Source organism: Bacillus cereus group sp. MYBK101-2, from assembly GCF_051918845.1.
GTDB classification, from domain to species: Bacteria; Bacillota; Bacilli; order Bacillales; family Bacillaceae_G; genus Bacillus_A; species Bacillus_A paranthracis.
Map to the genome: position 1 here is coordinate 1 of NZ_JBQAIE010000025.1, position 20,320 is coordinate 20,320.

Sequence of the window (20,320 nt, forward strand, 5' to 3'; positions counted from 1 at the left end):
AAGCTAGCTTCACTTTTCACATACCAAATCATTATAAATTCATACTGGATAAACCAATGTATTGGGCCTTATCAAATTACACAGACTTCTTGACGGAACCAATATATCGACTGTAACTCAAATTATATCAGCGATTTTTTCAATATATCGACTTACCGACAATAACCGACAATCTTAGCACCTTATTAATAGGAAGAAGCTGTTCTGAAATACATCGGAACAGCTCCTTCTTTCCATTACAAAAAACAGGGAGAGATGAAAAATGACAAAAACAAAATTTGAAAAAGTACTCCTCATCGTAAATCCAAAAGCTGGACAAGGCGACTTACATACAAATTTAACGAAAATCGTACCACCTCTTGCCGCAGCTTTTCCTGACTTACATATCCTTCATACGAAAAAGCAAGGTGATGCAACAAAATATTGCCAAGAGTTTGCTAGTAAAGTAGATTTAATTATCGTCTTTGGTGGTGACGGCACTGTATTTGAATGCACAAACGGCTTAGCACCTCTTGAAACTAGACCTACACTTGCAATCATTCCAGGCGGAACTTGCAATGACTTCTCTCGCACACTAGGCGTTCCGCAAAACATTGCAGAAGCAGCAAAACTTATCACAAAAGAACACGTAAAACCAGTTGACGTTGCAAAAGCAAATGGACAACATTTCTTAAACTTCTGGGGCATTGGACTCGTATCTGAAGTATCAAACAATATCGATGCAGAAGAAAAAGCAAAGCTTGGTAAAATTGGTTATTACTTAAGCACCATTCGAACTGTCAAAAATGCTGAAACATTCCCAGTAAAAATTACGTACGACGGACAAGTATATGAAGACGAAGCTGTCCTTGTTATGGTTGGAAACGGTGAATATCTTGGCGGCATCCCGTCCTTTATTCCGAACGTAAAATGTGACGACGGAACACTTGATATTTTCGTAGTCAAATCAACAGGTATTCAAGCATTTAAAGATTACATCGGAAAGAAACTATTTGAAGACTCAAACGAAAATGACATCTTCCACGTAAAAGCGAAATCCATTCATATTGAAACAGAAGAAGAAAAAGAAGTAGATACAGATGGAGAAAGTTCGCTTCATACACCTTGTCACATTGAATTATTACCAGGACACTTTACGATGATTTATAATCCTGCGGTTGTGTAATACTAAAAGACGAGCTAAAGTTTTAACATTTTAGCTCGTCTTTTTTATTAGAAGGATATTTTAATCTACGCTTTCATTTTTAATATGAGTTTTCATAATCAAACTCCACCCAATTTTTCCAATGCGTATTACAATCCTTATTCACGATAACACTTGGATCTTTCTTCTCTATTGCAGCGGCTACTGATTGGAAGAATTCATTTTCACTTACTTTTTCGTCTTCAACATGTTTCCATTCTTCGGTTTCATAAGCTATTTCCCAATTTCACTAGAGTATAACATAACCATATTTGCCTGTGACATTCTAATAATACTTCTAAAAAATAAAAGAATAGCTTGTTTGCATCCTCTAGTTATTTTTAGATACAATTAAGAAAAGAAGCACCTTCATATAAGGGAGAGGGCATACTTTGTTCAACCAACAATTAGTGAATTTACGCATTGATTTTGCATTTAAACAATTGTTTGGTACGAATGGTAGTGAAGATATTCTCATTGCCTTTTTAAACGCGATGTTACAAGAATCTTTAGAGTCACCTATTGCTTCTCTACAATTAGAAGATCCACATTTACACCGAGAACACGCAAATGATAAATTATCAATTCTAGACATTTCAGCAACATTAGACACCGGGACAAAAGTAAATGTAGAAATACAGCTTAATAATAATCACGATATGATGAAACGCAGTTTATATTATTGGGGAAAATTATACACATCTCAGTTACAAAAAGGTATGCCCTACAGTGCACTTCGTAAAACCATCACCATTAATTTATTGAACTTCATAATGTTTTTAGATCACAAAGAATTTCATACAACGGGTACATTATGGAATACACAACAACAGAAACTCTTGAGTGATGACATAGAGATTCACATTGTAGAAATTCAAAAGTTAACAGAACAATGGCATGAAGAAAAAGTAAACCCGTGGAAAGATCCATTTGTTCGTTGGCTTTTATTGCTTTCAGCAAATGAGGATGAACACTTAACTAAACTATTGGAGGATATTGCTATGAACCAAGACCCTATTTTACAAAAAGCAATAAACAAGTGGGAACGTATGAGTCAAGATTCCTCTTTCCGACAAGCCTATGACGCAAGGGAGAAAGTTTTAATGGATGAAGCCGCAAAATTCGCCCATGCAGAGACAGAAGGAATAAAAAGAGGAATGGAACAAGGAATGGAACAAGGAATGAAAAAAGGACTTGAACAAGGTATTGAACAAGGTATTGAACAAGGTATTGAACAAGGGCGAAAAGAAGGAGTTCAACAGGGAAAAATTCAAATGATTAAAAGTATGTATGCCCTTGGTATACCACTTGAAACGATTGCTAAGGCAAGTAAATTAAGTGTACATGATATTGAACGAATTTTAGAAAATAAATAATGATAAAAAGGCGAAAGAGAACATAATTTTCACTATGTTCTCTTTAAGCAACAGAATTCAATTCAGTATAGATACATTTTCTTAATAAATAGTGCTAGGGTTTCTTAATGTTTTCTTAAAAAGAAGTTCAATAATCATAAAAAAGCCTGCAGTTGTTCCACTGCAGGCTTTCAAATATTTAATAAATTGATGAAGCTAAGTTCATTGTTGCCTTTTTAACTTCTTTAAAAGATTACATTACATTTCGAACAAAAAGGTGCAGAATTTCCTTTTCTAATTTTCGTATCACATTTTGGACAATATACGTATCGTTCTTCTATCTTTTGTCGTTCTATCATATGTAAAGATACTACCCTCATACTGCACATAATCCCAATTAATATAAGACTAACAACGAGTAGCATACCTCTCACTCCTCCCCTCTAAATTTTACCATAAAATAATAAACCCGATTCTCTCATCAAGAATCGGGTTTATATTTACAATCCTAACTTTGCCTTTGCACCATCAGGAAGTTTATCTATCTTTACTTGCACTTTGTCATGTAAAACCTTTCCTCTTGTAAGCACGTGCCAATACGAACCTTTTTGTAATTCACCTACTCCATCAATCGTTACTTCTTTTTCCTTCCCATCCATATCGTAAGCTTTCACCGTATACTCACGGCCTTTATTTCCGCCTAATTCTTTTCCATCATTATCAATAATTGCGTAATGATTCTCTATATCAAGAAATGGGTTCATCCGATCTAATAGCTTACTCCCACTTAATAAATATGCCGCTCCTGCGACGATAACAAGTAATGATCCAAAAATAAATCTTTTCATCTATATTCCGCCTTTCATTATGTTTTCTTGAGAACATTTCTAAGTATAGAGCGCATTTCTTAATAAAAACTCGTACGGTTTCTTAACTTTTTCTTAATGTAGAGGAAACGTGGCACCACATCTAGGTACATGAAATTATATCGACGATTTTTTCAATATATCGACTTACCAACAAAAACTGACAGTAGAACCGCACAACAAAAGAGGCTGTTCCAAAATGTATTTTGGAACAGCCTCCTCTACTTACTAACTACCGCACTTCTTTTTACATAAAACAAACTGCCAATTAAAACGACAATTACGCCAAAATACACGCCATACTCTATCGCAACTGCTACAATTCTTTCAATATGTTGTCCGAATAAAGAACCGAGCACGAAATAAATGAGTGTCCAAACAAATCCTGTCGTATAAGAATACAAAGCATATATCCGAAATGACATGTTATTCATTCCAACTACATACGGTACAATATGTCTTACAACTGGTATGAAGTAACTTGTAACTAACGCATAATGACCATATTTCTCTACCATTTGTTGAGATTTCAAAAGATATTTCGCCTTTTTCTTTTTCATTAGCTTATGAAGTACTTTTGCACCAAATATTTTTCCTAATATATAACCCAAAGATAGCCCTGATACAACGCCTAAATACGTTAATAAAAATGCAGGAATGACACTTAATATTCCTAGTGACGATACAAATCCACCACTCATTACAATCATTTCATCTGGAATTGGCATACCGATAATACCTAACCATAAACAGAAAAATAATGCCCAATAACCGTATTGTTCAATATAAGATAATAATTCATGTAATTCCATTATGCATATGCTCTCCTTAGCTCTTTTTTACAGCTAAAGATGTAAGCTGGCGGGAAATTGAGCCACACTTTTTCTAGTGTAATTTTAGGAAAGAAGTGCTGTATAAATTCTTTTTTCACAAGTGAATATTGAAATGTAATAAATTCCCCATTCTCATGTATCGCTTCCATTACATTGTTTAAAATGCGTTTTGAAACTTCTTCTGGCAAAGAAGTGAAAGGCAATCCCGATAAGACGTAATCCACGCATTCTATATGGAACTCTTCCATATACTTCTTTATATTTTCAGCTGAACCGTGTACAACAATGACGTTCTGCTCATCTTTAAACTTTCTCTTTAACTCTTTGCAAAACACTTCATTAATTTCAATAAGAAGAAATATTGTGTCCTGCTTCTTTCTCTTCATAATCTCTTTCGTAAAAACCCCTGTACCAGGCCCTAACTCTACGATGCACTTCGCCTTATTAAAATCAATTACATCTACCATTTTCTTTGCTAATATTTTTGAACTTGGCGCAATTGCACCAGTATGTTTCGGATGTTTAATAAATTCGTGTAAGAATGTTATGAGTTGCATATAAACCTCTCCTCATTCGTTCGATAGTTTTTAACTTGTTTTTAAGTATAACTATCGTTTCTTAACAAAAATTGAGGAGATTTCTTAAGATTTTATGAAGAATAAAAAAACAGCTATCGTCTCTAGCGATAGCTGTCCCTTATTACTTCGCACTCACGATTTTATAATAAGAACGAACCGTTAAGAAGTAATATCCAATATAAATCGCGCCGTATACTCCGATACTAATTAGAAGCGGAATCATAATTTCAAATGGTAATATATTTGATAAACCTTTTAGTGCAAATAAGCTGTGTAAAATACCGATTACTAACGGAATCGCAAAGATAAAGCTTACTTGTTTTGCGATAGCTTTCTTCATTTCTTGCTTCGTTACCCCAACTTTATGAAGGACAATGTAACGATCACGGTCAGCGCTTGCTTCTGTTAATTGTTTAAAGTAAATGATTGAGCCTGTCGCTAATAGGAAGACTAATCCTAAGAATAACCCAATAAACATCATTAAGCCTGTCGTTTCAAGCCCCATTTGGAATCCTGTATAGAAATCGTTAAATGGTTTTAAAACTTCTGATTCAGCAGCTGGCATAATGCTTGCTAATTTTGCTGTTAGCTCTTTACTATTTCGCTCACCTTTTACATCAATATTTTTTACAGTGCGCGTTTCGTTTACTTGTTTCACTTGCTCATATGTTTTATCAGGAACGATTACAAATAATTCATTTAAATTTGTAAGGCTTCTATTATTCACACCTTTAATTTTTAATTCTTTTGCCTCATTTCCAACAGGGATTACAGCTGTATTTCCTGTATAAAGAGGACCAAAATCCAGTTTCTCAATATATAAGCTATCATATACGAAAGCTTCATTCACACTTAAATTTACAGGTTCTACATCTAAATGTTTCACCTGTTTATTAAAGCTTGATTGAGAAATAAGCTGGTACTGATTCGTAACATTATAGTGTGTGTTCAGAACTTGATCAGCTCTTTCACCTTTAAATGTTCCTTTCACAGGAATCATTTCAACTTCTGATTCATATGTGACTGGATGATTATTCTTCTCTCCAGCAAGTATTTCATTTACTTTTTTATCTAATGCTGCATCTTTTTTCTCATAGGAATAACTATACGGTGCAGCAACTTTTGATTGCGTAAATGTGTTGTAATACATCGTAACTGACGTACCAACCGCTGTTAATGTAACTGCACTTAAAATAGCGATTGTCGCCAGTGATTTCGCATTTCCTTTAATACGATATAGTAACTGCGATGTCGTTACCATATTCATACCATTATAAAATGCTGACTTATTATTTCTTGCACGTTTCAATACAAATACTGTGAAGAACATGAACAGTAAATAAGTCCCTGCTACTGTCGCTAATAAAATGTATAATGCAACGACCATAAAGTCTGCATACATAACTGCTTTCATGTACATTAGCGCTAAAAAATAACCTGAACCGATTAAGAAAACTGAAATGAATGCCATAATGACAGATCCTTTTGGCATTGTTTCTCCTTCACGTTCTGCACGGAAAAGTTCAATTAACTTAAAGCGATAAATTAAACGATATCCTTGGAGTGATGTATATAAAATAATCACAAAGAAAATAATTGCTGTATCAATAATGGCAGCCATCGGTACTTCAAAATGAACGTTTAAATTTAATCCCATCATATTTACTAATAACTCAAGGAATAATTTTGAAAGGACACTACCAATCGCAATCCCGATTACTAATGACATTAATCCCATTAACATATTTTCATAAAAGAGCATTTTACCAATTTGTCTTTTACGAATACCTAATAATGAATATAAGCCAACTTCTTTTTTACGTTTACGTGTAAAGAATCCGTTCGAATATATAATGAACACTGCTACGAAAATGATAAGCATGACACTGGAAACTTGGAACGCTCCGCTAATTTTTTTTGAAGCTTCTGCTGCTTTTTCCATTTGTGAATTATATTGCAGTGCTTTAAATGTAAAATAAATAACGATACTAAAAATCATAGATGCAAAATATACAAAGTAGTCTTTAAAGTTCCGCTGTATGTTGCGGAGGGCAATGCTAGATAAGGTCATCAGCCATACCTCCGGAAATAGAAGACATTACGTCAACGACTTTTTGGAAGAACTGTTTACGCGTTGATTCACCACGGTGCAATTCTTTATATAACTCACCATCTTTAATGAAAATAACTCGTTTACAATAACTTGCTGCAAATGCATCGTGCGTTACCATTAAAATTGTTGAGTTATCATATTCATTTAATGACTTCATACTTTCAAGTAAATCTGTTGCAGATTTAGAATCAAGCGCTCCAGTTGGCTCGTCTCCGAAAATCATACTTGGATTCGTAACGATTGCACGTGATGCTGCGCAGCGCTGCTTCTGTCCACCTGACACTTGATATGGGAACTGACTTAAAATATGATCAATACCAAATTTCTTTGAGATTTCAAGAACGCGGCGATCAATCTCACTCGCTTTCACCTTTGATAGCGCAAGTGGTAAAGCAATATTCTCTTTCACTGTTAACGTATCTAATAAGTTATAATCTTGGAAAATGAAACCTAAATGATCGCGGCGGAATAATGCTAACTTATCATCATTCATTTTCACAATATCTTTTCCATCAATTAAAATTTCACCGTTCGTCGCATTATCAATTGTAGAAAGAACATTTAGTAAAGTCGTCTTACCAGAACCAGAAGGTCCCATAATTCCAACGAACTCACCTTCTTTTACTTGTAAGTTAATACCTTTTAACGCTGCAAATTTATTACCACCTGTGTCATATACTTTTTCAATATTTTTTGCTTCTAACACTGTTTTCATCTCGACATCCCTCATTTCATCTATTCTATATTTTCACTATATACATTCTCTACTCTTGCCACTATCGATGTTTCTTACACAAACATGACAGTTATGTAAGACCAGTAAGCAAAGAAATCAAAATTTAACCTAATGAATCAAAGTACTTTGTTACTATAACATTGGGATATCATGCCATCCATTCATTCTCCTTACAGGAACATTACAATTTTGTAAGGTACAAAATGTACCCTACAAAGTTGTGCACGAAATGTCGGATGGAGCTATTTCGTTCCTGCTATTCTATGTACAGAGGAGGTCATCATATGGATTCACTTAAAAATATGAATGCTGCAATGCACTATATTGAAAACAACCTAACAAATGAAATTAATTTTAAAGAAGTTGCGAAGCTAGCTTACTGCTCGGAATATCATTTCAAAAGAATGTTTTCTTTTCTAGCTGGCATATCACTATCAGAATATATTCGTTGTAGACGTCTTACTCTCGCTGCTTTTGAACTAAAAAATAGCGATGCAAAAGTCATTGATGTCGCTATCAAATATGGGTACAACTCACCAGATTCTTTTACGCGTGCCTTTCAGAACTTGCACGGCATAACACCTTCAGAGGCCCGAAATAGTAATCATTCCTTAAAAGCCTATTCACCAATGACCTTCCAATTATCCATCCAAGGAGGAAATGAAATGAATTATCGAATTGAAGAAAAAGAGTCATTTCGAATTATAGGTATTACAAAACGCATACCGATTGTATTTAACGGTGTAAATGAAGAAATTGCTTCTATGTGGAAAAGTTTAAATCCAGATGTCATTCAAACTTTAAAGTCACTTTCAAATATGGAACCTACTGGAATTATTAGTGCTTCTACTAACTTTTCTGAAGGAAGAATGGAAGAAAAAGGAGAACTTGATCACTATATTGGCGTAGCCACAACAAAGGATTGTCCAGAGCAGTTTAAACAACTTGAAGTTGCTGCTTCAACATGGGCTATATTCGAAGCTGTCGGTCCATTTCCTGATGCACTACAAAATGTATGGGGACGTATTTATTCTGAATGGTTCCCTTCTTCGAACTATGAACTAGCAGAAGGACCGGAGATATTGTGGAATGAACAGAAAGATATATCTTCTCCAAACTTTAAAAGTGAAATTTGGATACCGGTTTTGAGGAAATAAAAAATAAAGCTACTTTTCCTTTTAAGGAAAAGTAGCTTTATTTTACATTTTTAGTTCTTTTTTATAAGCGACATAGGAATATCCCATCGTTAACCCTACTGCACCAATAATAATTCCAACCATTATGAAAGATTTCCACGTTACTGGTACAAAAACACTTAAAATCATAATAATTCCTAATACAACAAACACCTTTCCACTAAAACGGTGCGTTTTTCTCCACACTTCTTCGTTGCTTAACGTCCACGGTGTTTTTATACCTACAAAGTAATTTGGTTTACATTGTGGTAAATAGTTTCCGATAACTATAAATAAAAGACCAACAAGAATAAGTGGTGTACTATTCATTGGAATGTCATAGCCTAACCCCACCCCAATTACAAGCATATTAACTAAAAATAATAATACTACTACGCTATAGTTTATTATCATATAACCTTTAGAAAATTTATCATAATTCTTTTTCTTAGGATCAATCTTTGGGGTAATTGTTAATAAAACGTAAGTAAAAATCATAATCCCAAGTAGCAACAACATTGCATTAAATTTGGAAGCATAACCGTTTACACCTTCCATTCCCCAATGAACTGCCATTGTGTCAGGCAAATTCGGCCATGCATATGTCCAGGCCAAACCAGTTATAAGAATCAATATAATTGCGACAAGATGCTTTCTCATTTCCCCTCTTCCCCCTTATTCGTAAACGTAAACACCCAAGTCAATAAATCTTGAAAGACAGTTGTGTTTAAAGAGTACACAACGAATTGCCCTTTCTTTTCATCTTGAATAAGTTCAGCATTTTTAAGTGCGTTTAAGTGATGTGAAATACTTGGTTTTGTCATATTGAAATGTTCAGCGATCTCACCAGCGGTTAGATCACCTTCTTTTAATAAGTCTAAAATTTTTCGCCTTGTTGGATCTGCTAATGCTTTGAATGCTTGATTCAATGTCTTTCTTCCTTTCACTAATTAGACATTTAGATACTTATCTAAATGTTAAAATGATTTCAGTTAATTGTCAATTATATACGAGGCCCTTTTTACTTTTCACGCTTTTGACCTATACTGTTTACTAGCTTATCTTTCAACATAATGAAAAGACTTGAAACACATGATACACTATAGCTACAATTGTTTTTTTAGGAGGAATATACATATGTATAAAATTTTAATCGTTGAAGACGATCCAAATATTTCATCATTACTGCAATCTCACATTCAAAAGTATGGCTATGAGGCTGTTGTTGCGGAGAATTTCGATGATATTATGGAATCGTTTAACGCAGTGAAACCACATCTTGTGTTACTTGATGTAAACTTACCGAAATTCGATGGGTTCTACTGGTGCCGCCAAATTCGTCATGAATCTACTTGTCCAATTATTTTCATTTCAGCTCGTGCTGGTGAGATGGAACAAATTATGGCGATTGAAAGCGGTGCGGATGATTACATTACAAAACCGTTCCACTATGACGTTGTAATGGCAAAAATTAAAGGTCAATTACGCCGTATTTACGGTGATTATGCGCCAAATATTTCTGAACGTATCGTTGAAGTAGAAGGTTTAAAACTATTCCCAGAACGTCCTGAAATTCACTTCGGATCTGAGCAAGTTCTTTTAACGAAGAAAGAAGCTATTTTAGCAGAAATGTTATTATCTAAATTCCCTCGTACAGCGAGCCGTGAAGATTTACTAGCTGCCCTTTGGGATGACGAGAGCTTCGTTGAAGAAAACACATTAAACGTAAACATTACGCGTCTTCGTAAAAAGTTCAATGAGCTTGGTATTGAAAATGCTATTGAAACAGTGCGCGGACTTGGGTATCGTTTTAACGCAACTTGGAGTGAATAAGCATGAAGCTATTTTTACGTGATCATTTTGCATTTTTTCTACTGTACATATTAAACTTCGGTATCATCTTCGTTCTTTATGATGCAGTAGATGGATTTCAAAATAATAAATTTTACTTCGTCGTTTTAAGTTTATACTTATTTATTTGTTTCCTCGCTTACCGTTACGTCCGCAATCGTAGAATGTACCATAGATTAAGTGAGCAACCAGAAAAAATGGAAGATGCGTTTATTGAAAGAGCGACTGCTCCAATGCCTCACGGTGTCAATGAACTCGTGCGTACGCAGTACCGCCTCTTCCAAAAAGAACTACAATCGTATGAAGTAAAACAACAAGAACATCAATTATTCATTAACCATTGGGTACATCAAATGAAGACACCTGTTTCTGTTATGCAGCTTATGGTGCTAGAAATGGAAGACGAACATTTAATTCCAAAGTTTAAAAAAGAATTAGAGCGTCTAAACCAAGGGCTTGATATGGCTTTATACATGGCTAGGTTAAATAACTTCCATGAAGATTTCCATGTCGAGACGATTTCATTAAAAGATACGGTAACAAAAAATATTAACGGATTAAAAGAACTATTCATTCGTAATGGTGTCTTCCCTGTTTTAGAAGTTCATTCTGATTTAAAAGTTGCTTCTGATGCGAAATGGCTAAAATTTATCATCTATCAGTTAATGACAAATGCTGTTCGTTACTCTGGTGAGCGCGGAAAGAAAGTATTCTTATCCGCTTACCGAAACGGAAAAGATATTATTTTAGAAGTTCGTGATGAAGGTGTTGGTATTCCGCAAGAAGATATTCGACGAGTATTCGAACCGTTTTACACTGGGAAAAATGGTCGTACATTCGGAGAATCTACTGGTATGGGACTTTATATCGTAAGTAAAATTTGTGATTATTTAGGTCACTCTGTCAAACTAGATTCTGAAGTTGGGAAAGGAACGACGATTAAAATCATCTTCCACAACGCTGCAAATAATCAAGCAGAACATACGGAGAAGGTGACCGAAGCATGATCGTGACATATGCTAGCAAAATGTATGAGAACTTACTCTCATACATTTTTTGCAATAAAACTACATATTTGTCTTCTAGCGGGAGGTACGTATTATGACATTTTGGCAGTTTGCCTTTAAAAATGTAACACGTAATTCCAGAGCTTATTTTGCTTATTTCGTAAGCAGTTCTTTTTCCATTGCTGTTTTCTTTTCATTTGCTGTTTATTTATTTCATCCTAAATTACAAAATTTCAGTATGATCTCAGAAATTTCAGGATTAATGATTTTTTCAGAAGTTATCATTGTCTTGTTCTCGTTCTTCTTTCTACTTTATTCAATCGGATCGTTTTTAAAAGTTCGGAAAAAGCAATTTGGTGTGTTAACCGTTTTAGGTATATCCAAAAAGCAATTACATCGACTCATTTTCACTGAAAATATGTTAATTGGTATTTTATCTATCTTTTTCGGCATGCAGTTTGGACTTGTCTTTTCGCAATTTTTCTTATTAGTAACAGCGAAAATTACATATCTACCAGGACTATATTTATATTGGCCAACGAATGCTTTTATTTTAACAACAATTGTATTTCTCAGTCTCTTTATCGCCGTATCTTCATTTACACCAATGCTGATTCGTACGAAAAGGGCGGTAAACCTTTTAAAAACGAATAATAGTGGGAAACAAAAAGAAAGAAAACCATCCATATTCATCTCTCTATTTGGTGCGATTTGTTTATTAGGTGGTTATATTTTAGCTGCAAATCCTAAATATTTCTTCTCAATAAACCCACAAGTAGGCGTTATATATATGGTTTCAAGTATTTTTGTGATCCCATCACTTGTGACAGTTGGGACATATTTTTTCTTTTCTCAAATTAGTTTCTTACTTATTTATATTTTAAAGAAAAGAAGAAAGTTTTATATGAAACGAATTAATATGCTGTGGATTTCGGATTTAGCAAGCCGCATCCGAACGAATATTAATATGTTGTTTATTGTAGCGATGCTATCTACAATCGCTTTCACAATGATTACGTTCCTATATGGGGTCGGAAAGTTTACAAAGCTAGAGGTTACGCGAAGTTCACCGTTTCCATTCTCTTATTTTTCTTATGAAGCAAATCCTTTTGTGGACAATCATTTAAATTGGCTTGAACAACAATTACAAAAAGAGAATTTCTCTTATAAAAAAATAAAGGCTGATTTATATGAAACACCATTGAAAGAAGATGAAGGTATAACAGCTTATAATGACATATATGCAATAAAACAAAGTGACTATAATAAACTCGCAGCTTCCCTGCGAATGAAACAACTATTCATGAACGAAAATGAAGTATACATCTTAACAGGTAACGCTTATATAACCTTATTCAGCGAATTTGAGCCAAGCTACAATAGAAAGTCTATTACACTTTCTAGCACAAATACGCGATTACAAGTAAAAGGCTATGAACAAGCAGGGGCCATTCCATCTAACTTTTCATACCAAACTTTAATTTTACCTGACTCTGTTGTAAACAACTTACCAAATACAACAAAGCACGTAACAGCGTACAATTATAACGTACAAAATTGGGAAAAGACTTATGAAATTGCTGATGATTTTATGAAAAAAATACAAAGAGATCGACAGGAATTCCAATACGAAGGCCCTCTTATACGCTCCTATGAATCAGCAGGTTCATTATACAGAATCACATCTGGTAGTGCTGCATACTTTCTAATCGGAACATTTTTAGGTGTTATTTTCTTCATTGGAGCCGGTAGCGTTCTTTATTTTAGAATGTATACAGATTTAACGAACGAACAAGAGAAATATATAACGATTTCTAAGATTGGTGTAACAGATAAAGAGATGAAACGATCTGCTACTATTCAGCTTAGCATTTTATTTTTCATTCCATATGTTATGGCATCCATTCATACAATGTTTGCAACAAAAATGCTCCAAGATGTAATTGATCTATCACTATTCAAAGAAATTTCAGCTGTTCTTATTATTTTTGGCGTAGTTGAAATCGTCTTTTTCTTATTCATTCGTTCTTTTTACATGCAAAAGTTATCAGAGTATACGAATGGTTAAATTTTATGAATGTATTTAATAGGGGAAAAGGATATCTCTTATATCCTTTTCGTCTTCATCCTACTAGGAGGTCTAGGTGAATGACATTTTGGCAGTTTGCATTTAAAAACGTCACAAGGAACGCCAGAGCTTATTTCGCCTATTTTGTAAGCAGTGCGTTCTCTATCGCAATTTTTTTCTCATTTGCAGTTTATTTATTTCATCCGAAATTGCATATGACAGACATTAATTATGCTCTGAACATACTAATGACAATTTCAGAAGTTGTCATCGTATTCTTTTCATTTTTCTTTTTACTATATTCAATCGGTACTTTCTTAAAAGTACGAAAAAAGCAATTTGGGATTTTAACAGTACTTGGCATCTCTCAAAAACAATTAAAACGACTCATATTTATAGAAAACATGTTAATTGGTGTTCTTTCTATATTTTTTGGCATTCAACTTGGACTTGTCTTTTCACAGTTCTTTTTATTAGTTACCGCCAAGATTACACATGTACCTGGCTTATATTTATATTGGCCTACAAGCGCCATTATTTTAACTATCATCATCTTTCTCGGACTCTTTATTCTCGTATCATCTTTTACACCGATGCTCATTCGTACGAGAAAAGCTGTACGTCTTTTAAAAGAAGGAACAAAACAAAAAGAAAGAAAAGCATCTGTGCTCATCTCTCTATTTGGTGCAACATGTTTAATATCTGGATATGCATTAGCCGCAAATCCATTATATTTTCTGTCGCTAGGTGATATCATTGGACTTTTATATGCCGTCTCTAGTATATTTGTCATCCCATCGCTTATTGCAGCTGGAACATATTTTTTCTTCTCGCAAATTAGCTTTTTACTCATTCGTATATTAAAAGCGCGAAGAACGTTTTATATGAAACGCATTAATATGCTTTGGATTTCTGATTTAGCATCACGTATTCGGACAAACATTAACATGCTTTTTATTGTAGCGATGCTATCAACACTCGCTTTTACAATGATTACATTCTTATACGGTTTTGGGAAATTTACAAAGTTTGATGCGATAAGGGAAAACCCTTTTCCTTTTACATATTTATCACATACTGAAAATACGTTAGCGGATGAGCATTTAAACTGGTTAGAGCAGAAGTTTAATGAAGAACACTTTACTTATACAAAATTTAAAACGGATATATATGAAGTATCTTCAGCTGAAAATAATACGCAACTCTATTACGCAATTAAACAAAGTGACTATAATGTACTTGCTAAAGCATTAAATTGGGAAAAACTCACGGTGAATAAGAATGAATCTTATATTCTTATGAAAGACTTAGATGATCAAGTTATTGGAACACTTCACAATAAAGAACAGAAAAATACTCTTACACTTACTCAAAACAATTTACAACTACACGTGAAAGAATATAAAAGTTATAGTCCATTCCCAAACAGCTTAATATACCAATTACTTATACTATCTGATGAAAATGTAGAAGCCTTATCGACCGTTTCCAAGCAAATGAGTGTATATAACTTCAAAGTTACAGATTGGGAAAAAGCACATAATATCGGTTCATCGTTTATAACAAAAATCCATAACGACAATGCAGCAATTCAAGCAGAGCACCCGCCTTTCCATGCAAGTGAAGCGAGCGATTCTCTATATAAAACAAAACTAAATGTCGCTTCATTTTTCTTAATTGGTACTTTCTTAGGTGTTATTTTCTTTATCGGAGCTGGCAGTGTTCTTTACTTCCGGATGTATACAGATTTAACAAATGAGCAAGAAAAATATATAACGATTACGAAAATTGGTTTAACGGAAACTGAAATGAAACGTTCAGCGACAATTCAGCTTGCGATTCTTTTCTTCGTGCCTTACATTATGGCATCCATCCATACGATGTTCGCGACAAAGATGTTACAAGAAGTTTTACATCTCTCGTTCTTCGCTGAGATTACAGTCGTACTTATGATTTTTGGAACAGTTGAAATTTTATTTTTCCTTTTAATTCGTTCCTTTTATATGCAAAAATTATCACAACACATTAAGTTTTAAAAGATAGAAAGGTGATTACTATGGAAGAAGTATTACACATAAAAAACGTCTCAAAAGTATATGAGGGAAAAGTCCCTCATACAGCTTTAAAAAATATAAATTTACATGTAGATAAAGGTGAATTTGTCGCTATCATGGGACCATCTGGTAGCGGTAAATCTACATTTTTAAATGTTATCTCAACAATTGATTCCCCTACTTCTGGTGATGTCGTTATTAACGGAAAAAAACCACACACATTTCGTAGGGAAAAGTTAGCTATTTTCCGCCGACAAGAGTTAGGCTTTGTTTTCCAAAACTTTAACCTATTAGATACACTAACAATCGGTGAAAATATCGTACTACCTTTAACATTAGATAATATTCCATTAAAAGAAATGGATGAAAAGCTTGATAACATTTCAAAAAAGCTTGGCATTGATCATATTTTAGACAAGCGTATTTTTGAAGTTTCTGGAGGACAAGCACAACGTACCGCAGTAGCACGTGCTGTTATTCATCACCCTTCCCTTCTACTTGCTGATGAACCAACAGGTAACCTAGATTCAAAAGCGGCAATCGACGTAATGGAGTTATTTACGAAATTAAATAAAGAAGAAGATGCAACGATTTTAATGGTTACGCACGATCCATTTGCAGCAAGTTATTGTAACCGCGTCATTTTCATTAAAGATGGAGAGCTTTACAACGAACTGCACCGCGGATTGTACCGTGAGAAGTTTTATCAAGAAATATTAGATGTTTTAGCATTACTAGGAGGAAGACGTGGATGACATTTTGGCAGTTCGCATTTAAAAATGTCTCGCGCAATTCGAAAGCATATTTCGCTTATTTTGTAAGCAGTGCTTTTTCTATCATGGTTTTCTTTTCATTTACTGTATATGCGTATCATCCGCGCTTACAAATTATGAATAAATTACAAGAACAAGATCCGCTCATGAACTTAGCCGGCATGGCACAGTTTGTTATCGTTTTGTTCTCGTTCTTCTTTCTCTTATATTCTATTGGGACGTTTTTAAATGTACGAAAACAACAATTTGGCGTTTTAACTGTTCTCGGTATATCTCAAAAACAATTAAAACGCCTTTTGTTTACTGAAAATATGATCATTGGAATACTCGCTATCTTTGCAGGTATTCAAGGCGGTCTTGTATTTTCTAACTTTTTCTTACTTGTTACTTCTAAATTAACAAGTAAGAAAGGCCTCTATTTATATTGGCCAACAGAAGCAATTATCGTTACAACCATAACTTTTATTATTTTATTTTTCATTGTTTCTACATTTACACCGATGTTCATTCGTACTCGGAAAACAACACAGCTCATTAAAGAGGCTAAAAAAGGCGATAAAGAAAAAAAACCATCTATACTCATTTCGATATTTGCTTTAATTTGCTTAGCATTATGTTATTATATTGCTGGTTATCCGCAAGGCTACATAACAGAAAAAAATGCCCAAAATGGATCCGTATTCTTTATCATATTATCTATTTTGCCACTCGTAGTAGTCGGAACATATTTATTCTTTTCCCAAACATTTCTTCTCTTTATCTTCATTTTAAAAAGACGAAGAAAGTTTTATATGAAGCAAATAAATATGTTATGGATTTCAGATTTAACTAGCCGTACTCGTAGTAATATTAATGTGCTCTTTATCGTTTCTATGTTATCAGCACTTGCATTCACAATTATCATCGGGTTATTTTCCGCTAATAACAATACAAAAGCAGCGATAGTAGAACGATACCCTTTTCCCTTCACATACATATCTGAAGGAGAAAGTGCACTAGAGCAAAAGCACATTGCTACAATTGAAACGGAGCTTACAAATTCTAATTTTCAATACAATAAATACAAATCTATAGTATTAAAAGATACAGCTTTAAAAGAAGACGTTGCTCTTATGAAAATGAGTGACTATAACATACTTGCTAAACAATTAAAGAGGCCGAAAATAACTCTTGATTCTACACAAGTTTATATTATTTCTCGTTACTCGCCAAAACTTTTAAATCTTGTATCAAATCCATTTGCTAAACAAAATACGATTACACTTGGGTCTAATAAAAAGGAATTTCATATTAAAGGTTTTATTAATAAAGGAATAGAACCATCCTTTGCATTGCCTCATCTCATTATTATGCAAGATAATGCAATTGAAAATATGATTCCACATATTGAAACAATCACGATTTATAACTATTTTGTAGAGAACTGGGAAAACACGATTATTCCAACGAAAAAAATGTCGCATACGGTTAGTGATGATGCGCACAATTTTCAAGAAAAACATAAAGTAGAACCTATCAGGGTCCCTTTTTCCATTTATACAGCTGCTGACGATCTAAACTACAGCCAAGGAAATTCAATTGCCACTTTCTTTATTTGGGCATTTCTCGGCTTCATTTTCTTTATCGGTGCAGCTAGTGTTTTATACTTCCGTATGTATAATGACTTAACAAATGAAAAACAAAAATATATTACGATTACAAAGCTCGGCTTAACAGAATCAGAAATGTTTCGCTCTGCAACGATTCAATTAGGAATTTTATTTTTCGTTCCTTACATCGTCGCTGGTGTTCACACGTTATTTGCGGTTAAGTTTTTACAAAGCATGTTTTCTTTCTCATTACTAAAAGAAACATGTATCGTACTCACCTTTTTCGGGATTATCGAAATCATTTTCTTCTTCTTAATCCGTTCTCTGTACATTAATAAGTTATCACAGCATATCAAAATATGAATAAAATGGCCTTGTGCGTATTGCACAAGGCCATTTTCAATAGTTTTTAATTAGCAGCAATATCCACCGTAGCCGCCAGCATAACCGCCGTAACCACCATAACCACAACCGCCGCCTCCGCCGAAGCAGCTAGCACCGATGATGATTAATAAAATAAACAATACGATTAGAAGCGCAAAACCGCCGCCGCACCCATGTCTGCGGTTACAATCATCATGTCTGTGTTCACACTTTTCGCTCATTACTCTATTCCTCCTTTAGTATCATTCATAACAAGTTCACCTTGCTCTAAATGAGGGGATTCCATTTATAGTATGTTTTCAGGGCGAATAGGAAGCTTGGCTTACTTAAAAACGGGCTTGTTTTGGCAATTGGGCTTCATCAAAAAAAGATACCAATTAAGGTATCTTCTAAATAAACATATTGAATAAAAGCGCAAAACAAAATGCAATAAATGATAACAATGTCTCCAGCACTGTCCACGTTTTAAACGTTTCCTTCACCGTTAATCCTAAATACTCTTTTACAAGCCAGAACCCTGCATCATTTACGTGAGAAAACATTAATGATCCCGCGCCTGTTACTATAACGAGCAATTCTAAATTTACACCTGACATATACTGAATAACTGGTGAAACAATTCCTGCTGCTGTCGTTAATGCTACTGTTGCTGAACCTGTTGCGATTCGAATTAATCCAGCTACCATGAAAGCTAATACGATTGGTGATAACGATATATGTTCTGCCATTTGCGCAATCGCTGTTCCAACGCCGCTTTCAATTAATATTTGTTTAAATCCACCGCCTGCACCGATTATTAAAATAATGGAACCGACAGGTAATAAGCTTTCATCCGTTAATTTTTTAATCATCTTTTTATTAATACCTTGTCTCATGCCAAGTAAATAAAATGCTGCAAAACATGAAATTAGTAAAGCGATTACTGGACTTCCAATAAACACAAAAAATTCAGTCATCTTTTTCGGTAATGAAATATATGGTGCAACGACTGATAAAATCATCAAAACTACTGGCAGTAATATAATAAAGAATGAAACTTTACGACTCGGCAAATCAGTTGATACAGTCGTAACTCGAATAAGCTCTGGTTCATTTTCAGGTATAACCCTTTTATGTACCCACTTTGCAAATATCGGTCCTGCAATAATAGCCGTTGGTAGCGCGATAAGTAATGAATATAAAAGTACCTTTCCTAAGTTCGCGTTATAAATACCGATTGCTGTCATCGCACCTGGATACGGAGGCACGAGCCCGTGAACAATCGATAATCCAGCAATGACAGGTAACGCAATTAATAATATATTTTGCTTCGTCGTTTTTCGGATGGAAATAACGAGTGGTAATAAAATGACAATCCCCACTTCAAAAAATACCGGAATCCCTATAACAAATCCTGCAAATAACATAGCCCACGGTAGTTTCTTCACACCGAAAAATCGAATAAAGAAATCTGCCACTTGCATGCCGGCCCCTGAATCGGACATCATTTTTCCTAAAATTGTACCGAGAGCTAAAATACCAACTAAATGCCCTAGTACACTACCGACGCCAGTTTCATAGGCAGTCACTATTTTCGTCAAATTCAATCCAGACATGATAGCTAAAAATAAACTCGCAACTGTTAAACTAATAAATGCATGCCACTTCCACCATGATACCCCTAAAATAACAATCGCGATTGCAAGTAATGTGACGATTAATAAGTATATATCCATCTCCCATTCCCCTTACTTTATAAAGTGAAACTTTAATCAG

The 20,320-nt window shown here is 34.3% G+C and carries 19 protein-coding genes and 1 pseudogene; 9 read left to right on the plus strand and 11 right to left on the minus strand.

Annotation, left to right across the window (positions count from 1 at the left end; all coding sequences use genetic code 11):
* Window positions 1–262: 262 nt before the first annotated feature.
* Entirely contained in the window at window positions 263–1,165 is a 903-nt protein-coding gene (locus tag ACTFSI_RS26850) for a diacylglycerol/lipid kinase family protein (protein WP_138320889.1), read from the plus strand.
* A gap of 79 nt (window positions 1,166–1,244) precedes the next feature.
* Here the strand turns inward: ACTFSI_RS26850 and ACTFSI_RS26855 are convergent.
* Window positions 1,245–1,430, minus strand: a pseudogene (locus ACTFSI_RS26855) (DUF7003 family protein); the annotation flags it as partial.
* 145 nt (window positions 1,431–1,575) lie between these two features.
* On the opposite strand from ACTFSI_RS26855, the gene ACTFSI_RS26860 reads away from it, so the two are divergent.
* Entirely contained in the window at window positions 1,576–2,559 is a 984-nt protein-coding gene (locus ACTFSI_RS26860) for an Rpn family recombination-promoting nuclease/putative transposase (RefSeq protein ID WP_440045759.1), read from the plus strand.
* Window positions 2,560–2,783: 224 nt separating this feature from the next.
* On the opposite strand, the gene ACTFSI_RS26865 is transcribed toward ACTFSI_RS26860, so the two are convergent.
* The 6 genes from ACTFSI_RS26865 to ACTFSI_RS26890 form a co-directional block, all read right to left on the minus strand.
* On the minus strand, window positions 2,784–2,963 hold the full coding sequence (locus tag ACTFSI_RS26865) for a hypothetical protein (protein WP_440045760.1): 180 nt from the start codon (window positions 2,961–2,963) through the stop codon (window positions 2,784–2,786).
* A gap of 75 nt (window positions 2,964–3,038) precedes the next feature.
* The gene (locus tag ACTFSI_RS26870; protein WP_000819356.1) at window positions 3,039–3,386 is read right to left on the minus strand and encodes a YxeA family protein; all 348 of its coding nucleotides are present in this window, start codon (window positions 3,384–3,386) and stop codon (window positions 3,039–3,041) included.
* Window positions 3,387–3,625: 239 nt separating this feature from the next.
* Window positions 3,626–4,216 carry a DedA family protein gene (locus ACTFSI_RS26875; RefSeq protein ID WP_242261951.1) on the minus strand — a complete coding sequence of 197 codons (591 nt, stop codon included), beginning with the start codon at window positions 4,214–4,216 and terminating at the stop codon, window positions 3,626–3,628.
* Window positions 4,216–4,794: a class I SAM-dependent methyltransferase gene (locus ACTFSI_RS26880; RefSeq protein WP_440045761.1), complete on the minus strand. Its 579-nt coding sequence runs from the start codon at window positions 4,792–4,794 to the stop codon at window positions 4,216–4,218. The genes ACTFSI_RS26875 and ACTFSI_RS26880 overlap by 1 nt, the downstream gene beginning before the upstream one ends.
* 142 nt (window positions 4,795–4,936) lie before the next feature.
* On the minus strand, window positions 4,937–6,886 hold the full coding sequence (locus ACTFSI_RS26885) for an ABC transporter permease (RefSeq protein WP_440045762.1): 1,950 nt from the start codon (window positions 6,884–6,886) through the stop codon (window positions 4,937–4,939).
* Window positions 6,873–7,643 carry an ABC transporter ATP-binding protein gene (locus tag ACTFSI_RS26890; protein ID WP_000859656.1) on the minus strand — a complete coding sequence of 257 codons (771 nt, stop codon included), beginning with the start codon at window positions 7,641–7,643 and terminating at the stop codon, window positions 6,873–6,875. Before ACTFSI_RS26890 ends, ACTFSI_RS26885 begins: the two co-directional genes overlap by 14 nt.
* Window positions 7,644–7,948: 305 nt before the next feature.
* Here ACTFSI_RS26890 and ACTFSI_RS26895 point away from each other — a divergent pair, with 305 nt between their 5' ends.
* Window positions 7,949–8,821, plus strand: a complete 873-nt coding sequence (locus tag ACTFSI_RS26895; protein ID WP_440045763.1) for an AraC family transcriptional regulator — start codon at window positions 7,949–7,951, stop codon at window positions 8,819–8,821.
* Window positions 8,822–8,863: 42 nt separating this feature from the next.
* On the opposite strand, the gene ACTFSI_RS26900 is transcribed toward ACTFSI_RS26895, so the two are convergent.
* Together ACTFSI_RS26900 and ACTFSI_RS26905 are read right to left on the minus strand one after the other, a co-directional pair.
* Window positions 8,864–9,499 (minus strand): SdpI family protein, encoded by a 636-nt coding sequence (locus ACTFSI_RS26900; protein WP_001225537.1) that lies wholly within the window; start codon window positions 9,497–9,499, stop codon window positions 8,864–8,866.
* Complete coding sequence (locus tag ACTFSI_RS26905) at window positions 9,496–9,768, minus strand: autorepressor SdpR family transcription factor (protein ID WP_001070526.1); 273 nt, start codon at window positions 9,766–9,768, stop codon at window positions 9,496–9,498. The genes ACTFSI_RS26900 and ACTFSI_RS26905 overlap by 4 nt, the downstream gene beginning before the upstream one ends.
* Before the next feature lie 208 nt (window positions 9,769–9,976).
* Between ACTFSI_RS26905 and ACTFSI_RS26910 the strand changes: the two genes are divergently transcribed.
* The 6 genes from ACTFSI_RS26910 to ACTFSI_RS26935 all read left to right on the plus strand — a co-directional run bounded on the left by ACTFSI_RS26910 (window position 9,977) and on the right by ACTFSI_RS26935 (window position 18,544).
* Window positions 9,977–10,672 (plus strand): response regulator transcription factor, encoded by a 696-nt coding sequence (locus ACTFSI_RS26910; RefSeq protein ID WP_000276737.1) that lies wholly within the window; start codon window positions 9,977–9,979, stop codon window positions 10,670–10,672.
* Window positions 10,673–10,674: 2 nt separating this feature from the next.
* Complete coding sequence (locus ACTFSI_RS26915) at window positions 10,675–11,697, plus strand: sensor histidine kinase (RefSeq protein ID WP_049122428.1); 1,023 nt, start codon at window positions 10,675–10,677, stop codon at window positions 11,695–11,697.
* Window positions 11,698–11,791: 94 nt separating this feature from the next.
* Window positions 11,792–13,765 carry an FtsX-like permease family protein gene (locus ACTFSI_RS26920; RefSeq protein WP_440045764.1) on the plus strand — a complete coding sequence of 658 codons (1,974 nt, stop codon included), beginning with the start codon at window positions 11,792–11,794 and terminating at the stop codon, window positions 13,763–13,765.
* 80 nt (window positions 13,766–13,845) lie between these two features.
* A complete protein-coding gene (locus tag ACTFSI_RS26925; RefSeq protein WP_440045765.1) occupies window positions 13,846–15,801 on the plus strand; it encodes an FtsX-like permease family protein in 1,956 nt (651 codons plus the stop codon).
* A gap of 20 nt (window positions 15,802–15,821) precedes the next feature.
* Window positions 15,822–16,574, plus strand: coding sequence for an ABC transporter ATP-binding protein (locus tag ACTFSI_RS26930; RefSeq protein WP_000393249.1), 753 nt, complete (start codon window positions 15,822–15,824; stop codon window positions 16,572–16,574).
* Window positions 16,571–18,544 (plus strand): FtsX-like permease family protein, encoded by a 1,974-nt coding sequence (locus ACTFSI_RS26935; RefSeq protein ID WP_044793622.1) that lies wholly within the window; start codon window positions 16,571–16,573, stop codon window positions 18,542–18,544. Before ACTFSI_RS26930 ends, ACTFSI_RS26935 begins: the two co-directional genes overlap by 4 nt.
* 50 nt (window positions 18,545–18,594) lie before the next feature.
* On the opposite strand, the gene ACTFSI_RS26940 is transcribed toward ACTFSI_RS26935, so the two are convergent.
* A complete protein-coding gene (locus tag ACTFSI_RS26940) occupies window positions 18,595–18,786 on the minus strand; it encodes a YjcZ family sporulation protein (protein ID WP_001290392.1) in 192 nt (63 codons plus the stop codon).
* A gap of 168 nt (window positions 18,787–18,954) precedes the next feature.
* Window positions 18,955–20,280, minus strand: a complete 1,326-nt coding sequence (gntP, locus tag ACTFSI_RS26945) for a gluconate permease GntP (protein ID WP_440045766.1) — start codon at window positions 20,278–20,280, stop codon at window positions 18,955–18,957.
* Between the last annotated feature and the right edge of the window lie 40 nt (window positions 20,281–20,320).

Coding starts and splice junctions, on each gene's coding strand:
- ACTFSI_RS26850 (WP_138320889.1), top strand. CDS start 263: ATGACAAAAACAAAATTTGAAAAAGTACTCCTCATCGTAAATCCAAAA.
- ACTFSI_RS26865 (WP_440045760.1), bottom strand. CDS start 2,963: ATGCTACTCGTTGTTAGTCTTATATTAATTGGGATTATGTGCAGTATG.
- ACTFSI_RS26870 (WP_000819356.1), bottom strand. CDS start 3,386: ATGAAAAGATTTATTTTTGGATCATTACTTGTTATCGTCGCAGGAGCG.
- ACTFSI_RS26875 (WP_242261951.1), bottom strand. CDS start 4,216: ATGGAATTACATGAATTATTATCTTATATTGAACAATACGGTTATTGG.
- ACTFSI_RS26880 (WP_440045761.1), bottom strand. CDS start 4,794: ATGCAACTCATAACATTCTTACACGAATTTATTAAACATCCGAAACAT.
- ACTFSI_RS26885 (WP_440045762.1), bottom strand. CDS start 6,886: ATGACCTTATCTAGCATTGCCCTCCGCAACATACAGCGGAACTTTAAA.
- ACTFSI_RS26890 (WP_000859656.1), bottom strand. CDS start 7,643: ATGAAAACAGTGTTAGAAGCAAAAAATATTGAAAAAGTATATGACACA.
- ACTFSI_RS26895 (WP_440045763.1), top strand. CDS start 7,949: ATGGATTCACTTAAAAATATGAATGCTGCAATGCACTATATTGAAAAC.
- ACTFSI_RS26900 (WP_001225537.1), bottom strand. CDS start 9,499: ATGAGAAAGCATCTTGTCGCAATTATATTGATTCTTATAACTGGTTTG.
- ACTFSI_RS26910 (WP_000276737.1), top strand. CDS start 9,977: ATGTATAAAATTTTAATCGTTGAAGACGATCCAAATATTTCATCATTA.
- ACTFSI_RS26915 (WP_049122428.1), top strand. CDS start 10,675: ATGAAGCTATTTTTACGTGATCATTTTGCATTTTTTCTACTGTACATA.
- ACTFSI_RS26920 (WP_440045764.1), top strand. CDS start 11,792: ATGACATTTTGGCAGTTTGCCTTTAAAAATGTAACACGTAATTCCAGA.
- ACTFSI_RS26925 (WP_440045765.1), top strand. CDS start 13,846: ATGACATTTTGGCAGTTTGCATTTAAAAACGTCACAAGGAACGCCAGA.
- ACTFSI_RS26930 (WP_000393249.1), top strand. CDS start 15,822: ATGGAAGAAGTATTACACATAAAAAACGTCTCAAAAGTATATGAGGGA.
- ACTFSI_RS26935 (WP_044793622.1), top strand. CDS start 16,571: ATGACATTTTGGCAGTTCGCATTTAAAAATGTCTCGCGCAATTCGAAA.
- ACTFSI_RS26940 (WP_001290392.1), bottom strand. CDS start 18,786: ATGAGCGAAAAGTGTGAACACAGACATGATGATTGTAACCGCAGACAT.
- gntP (WP_440045766.1), bottom strand. CDS start 20,280: ATGGATATATACTTATTAATCGTCACATTACTTGCAATCGCGATTGTT.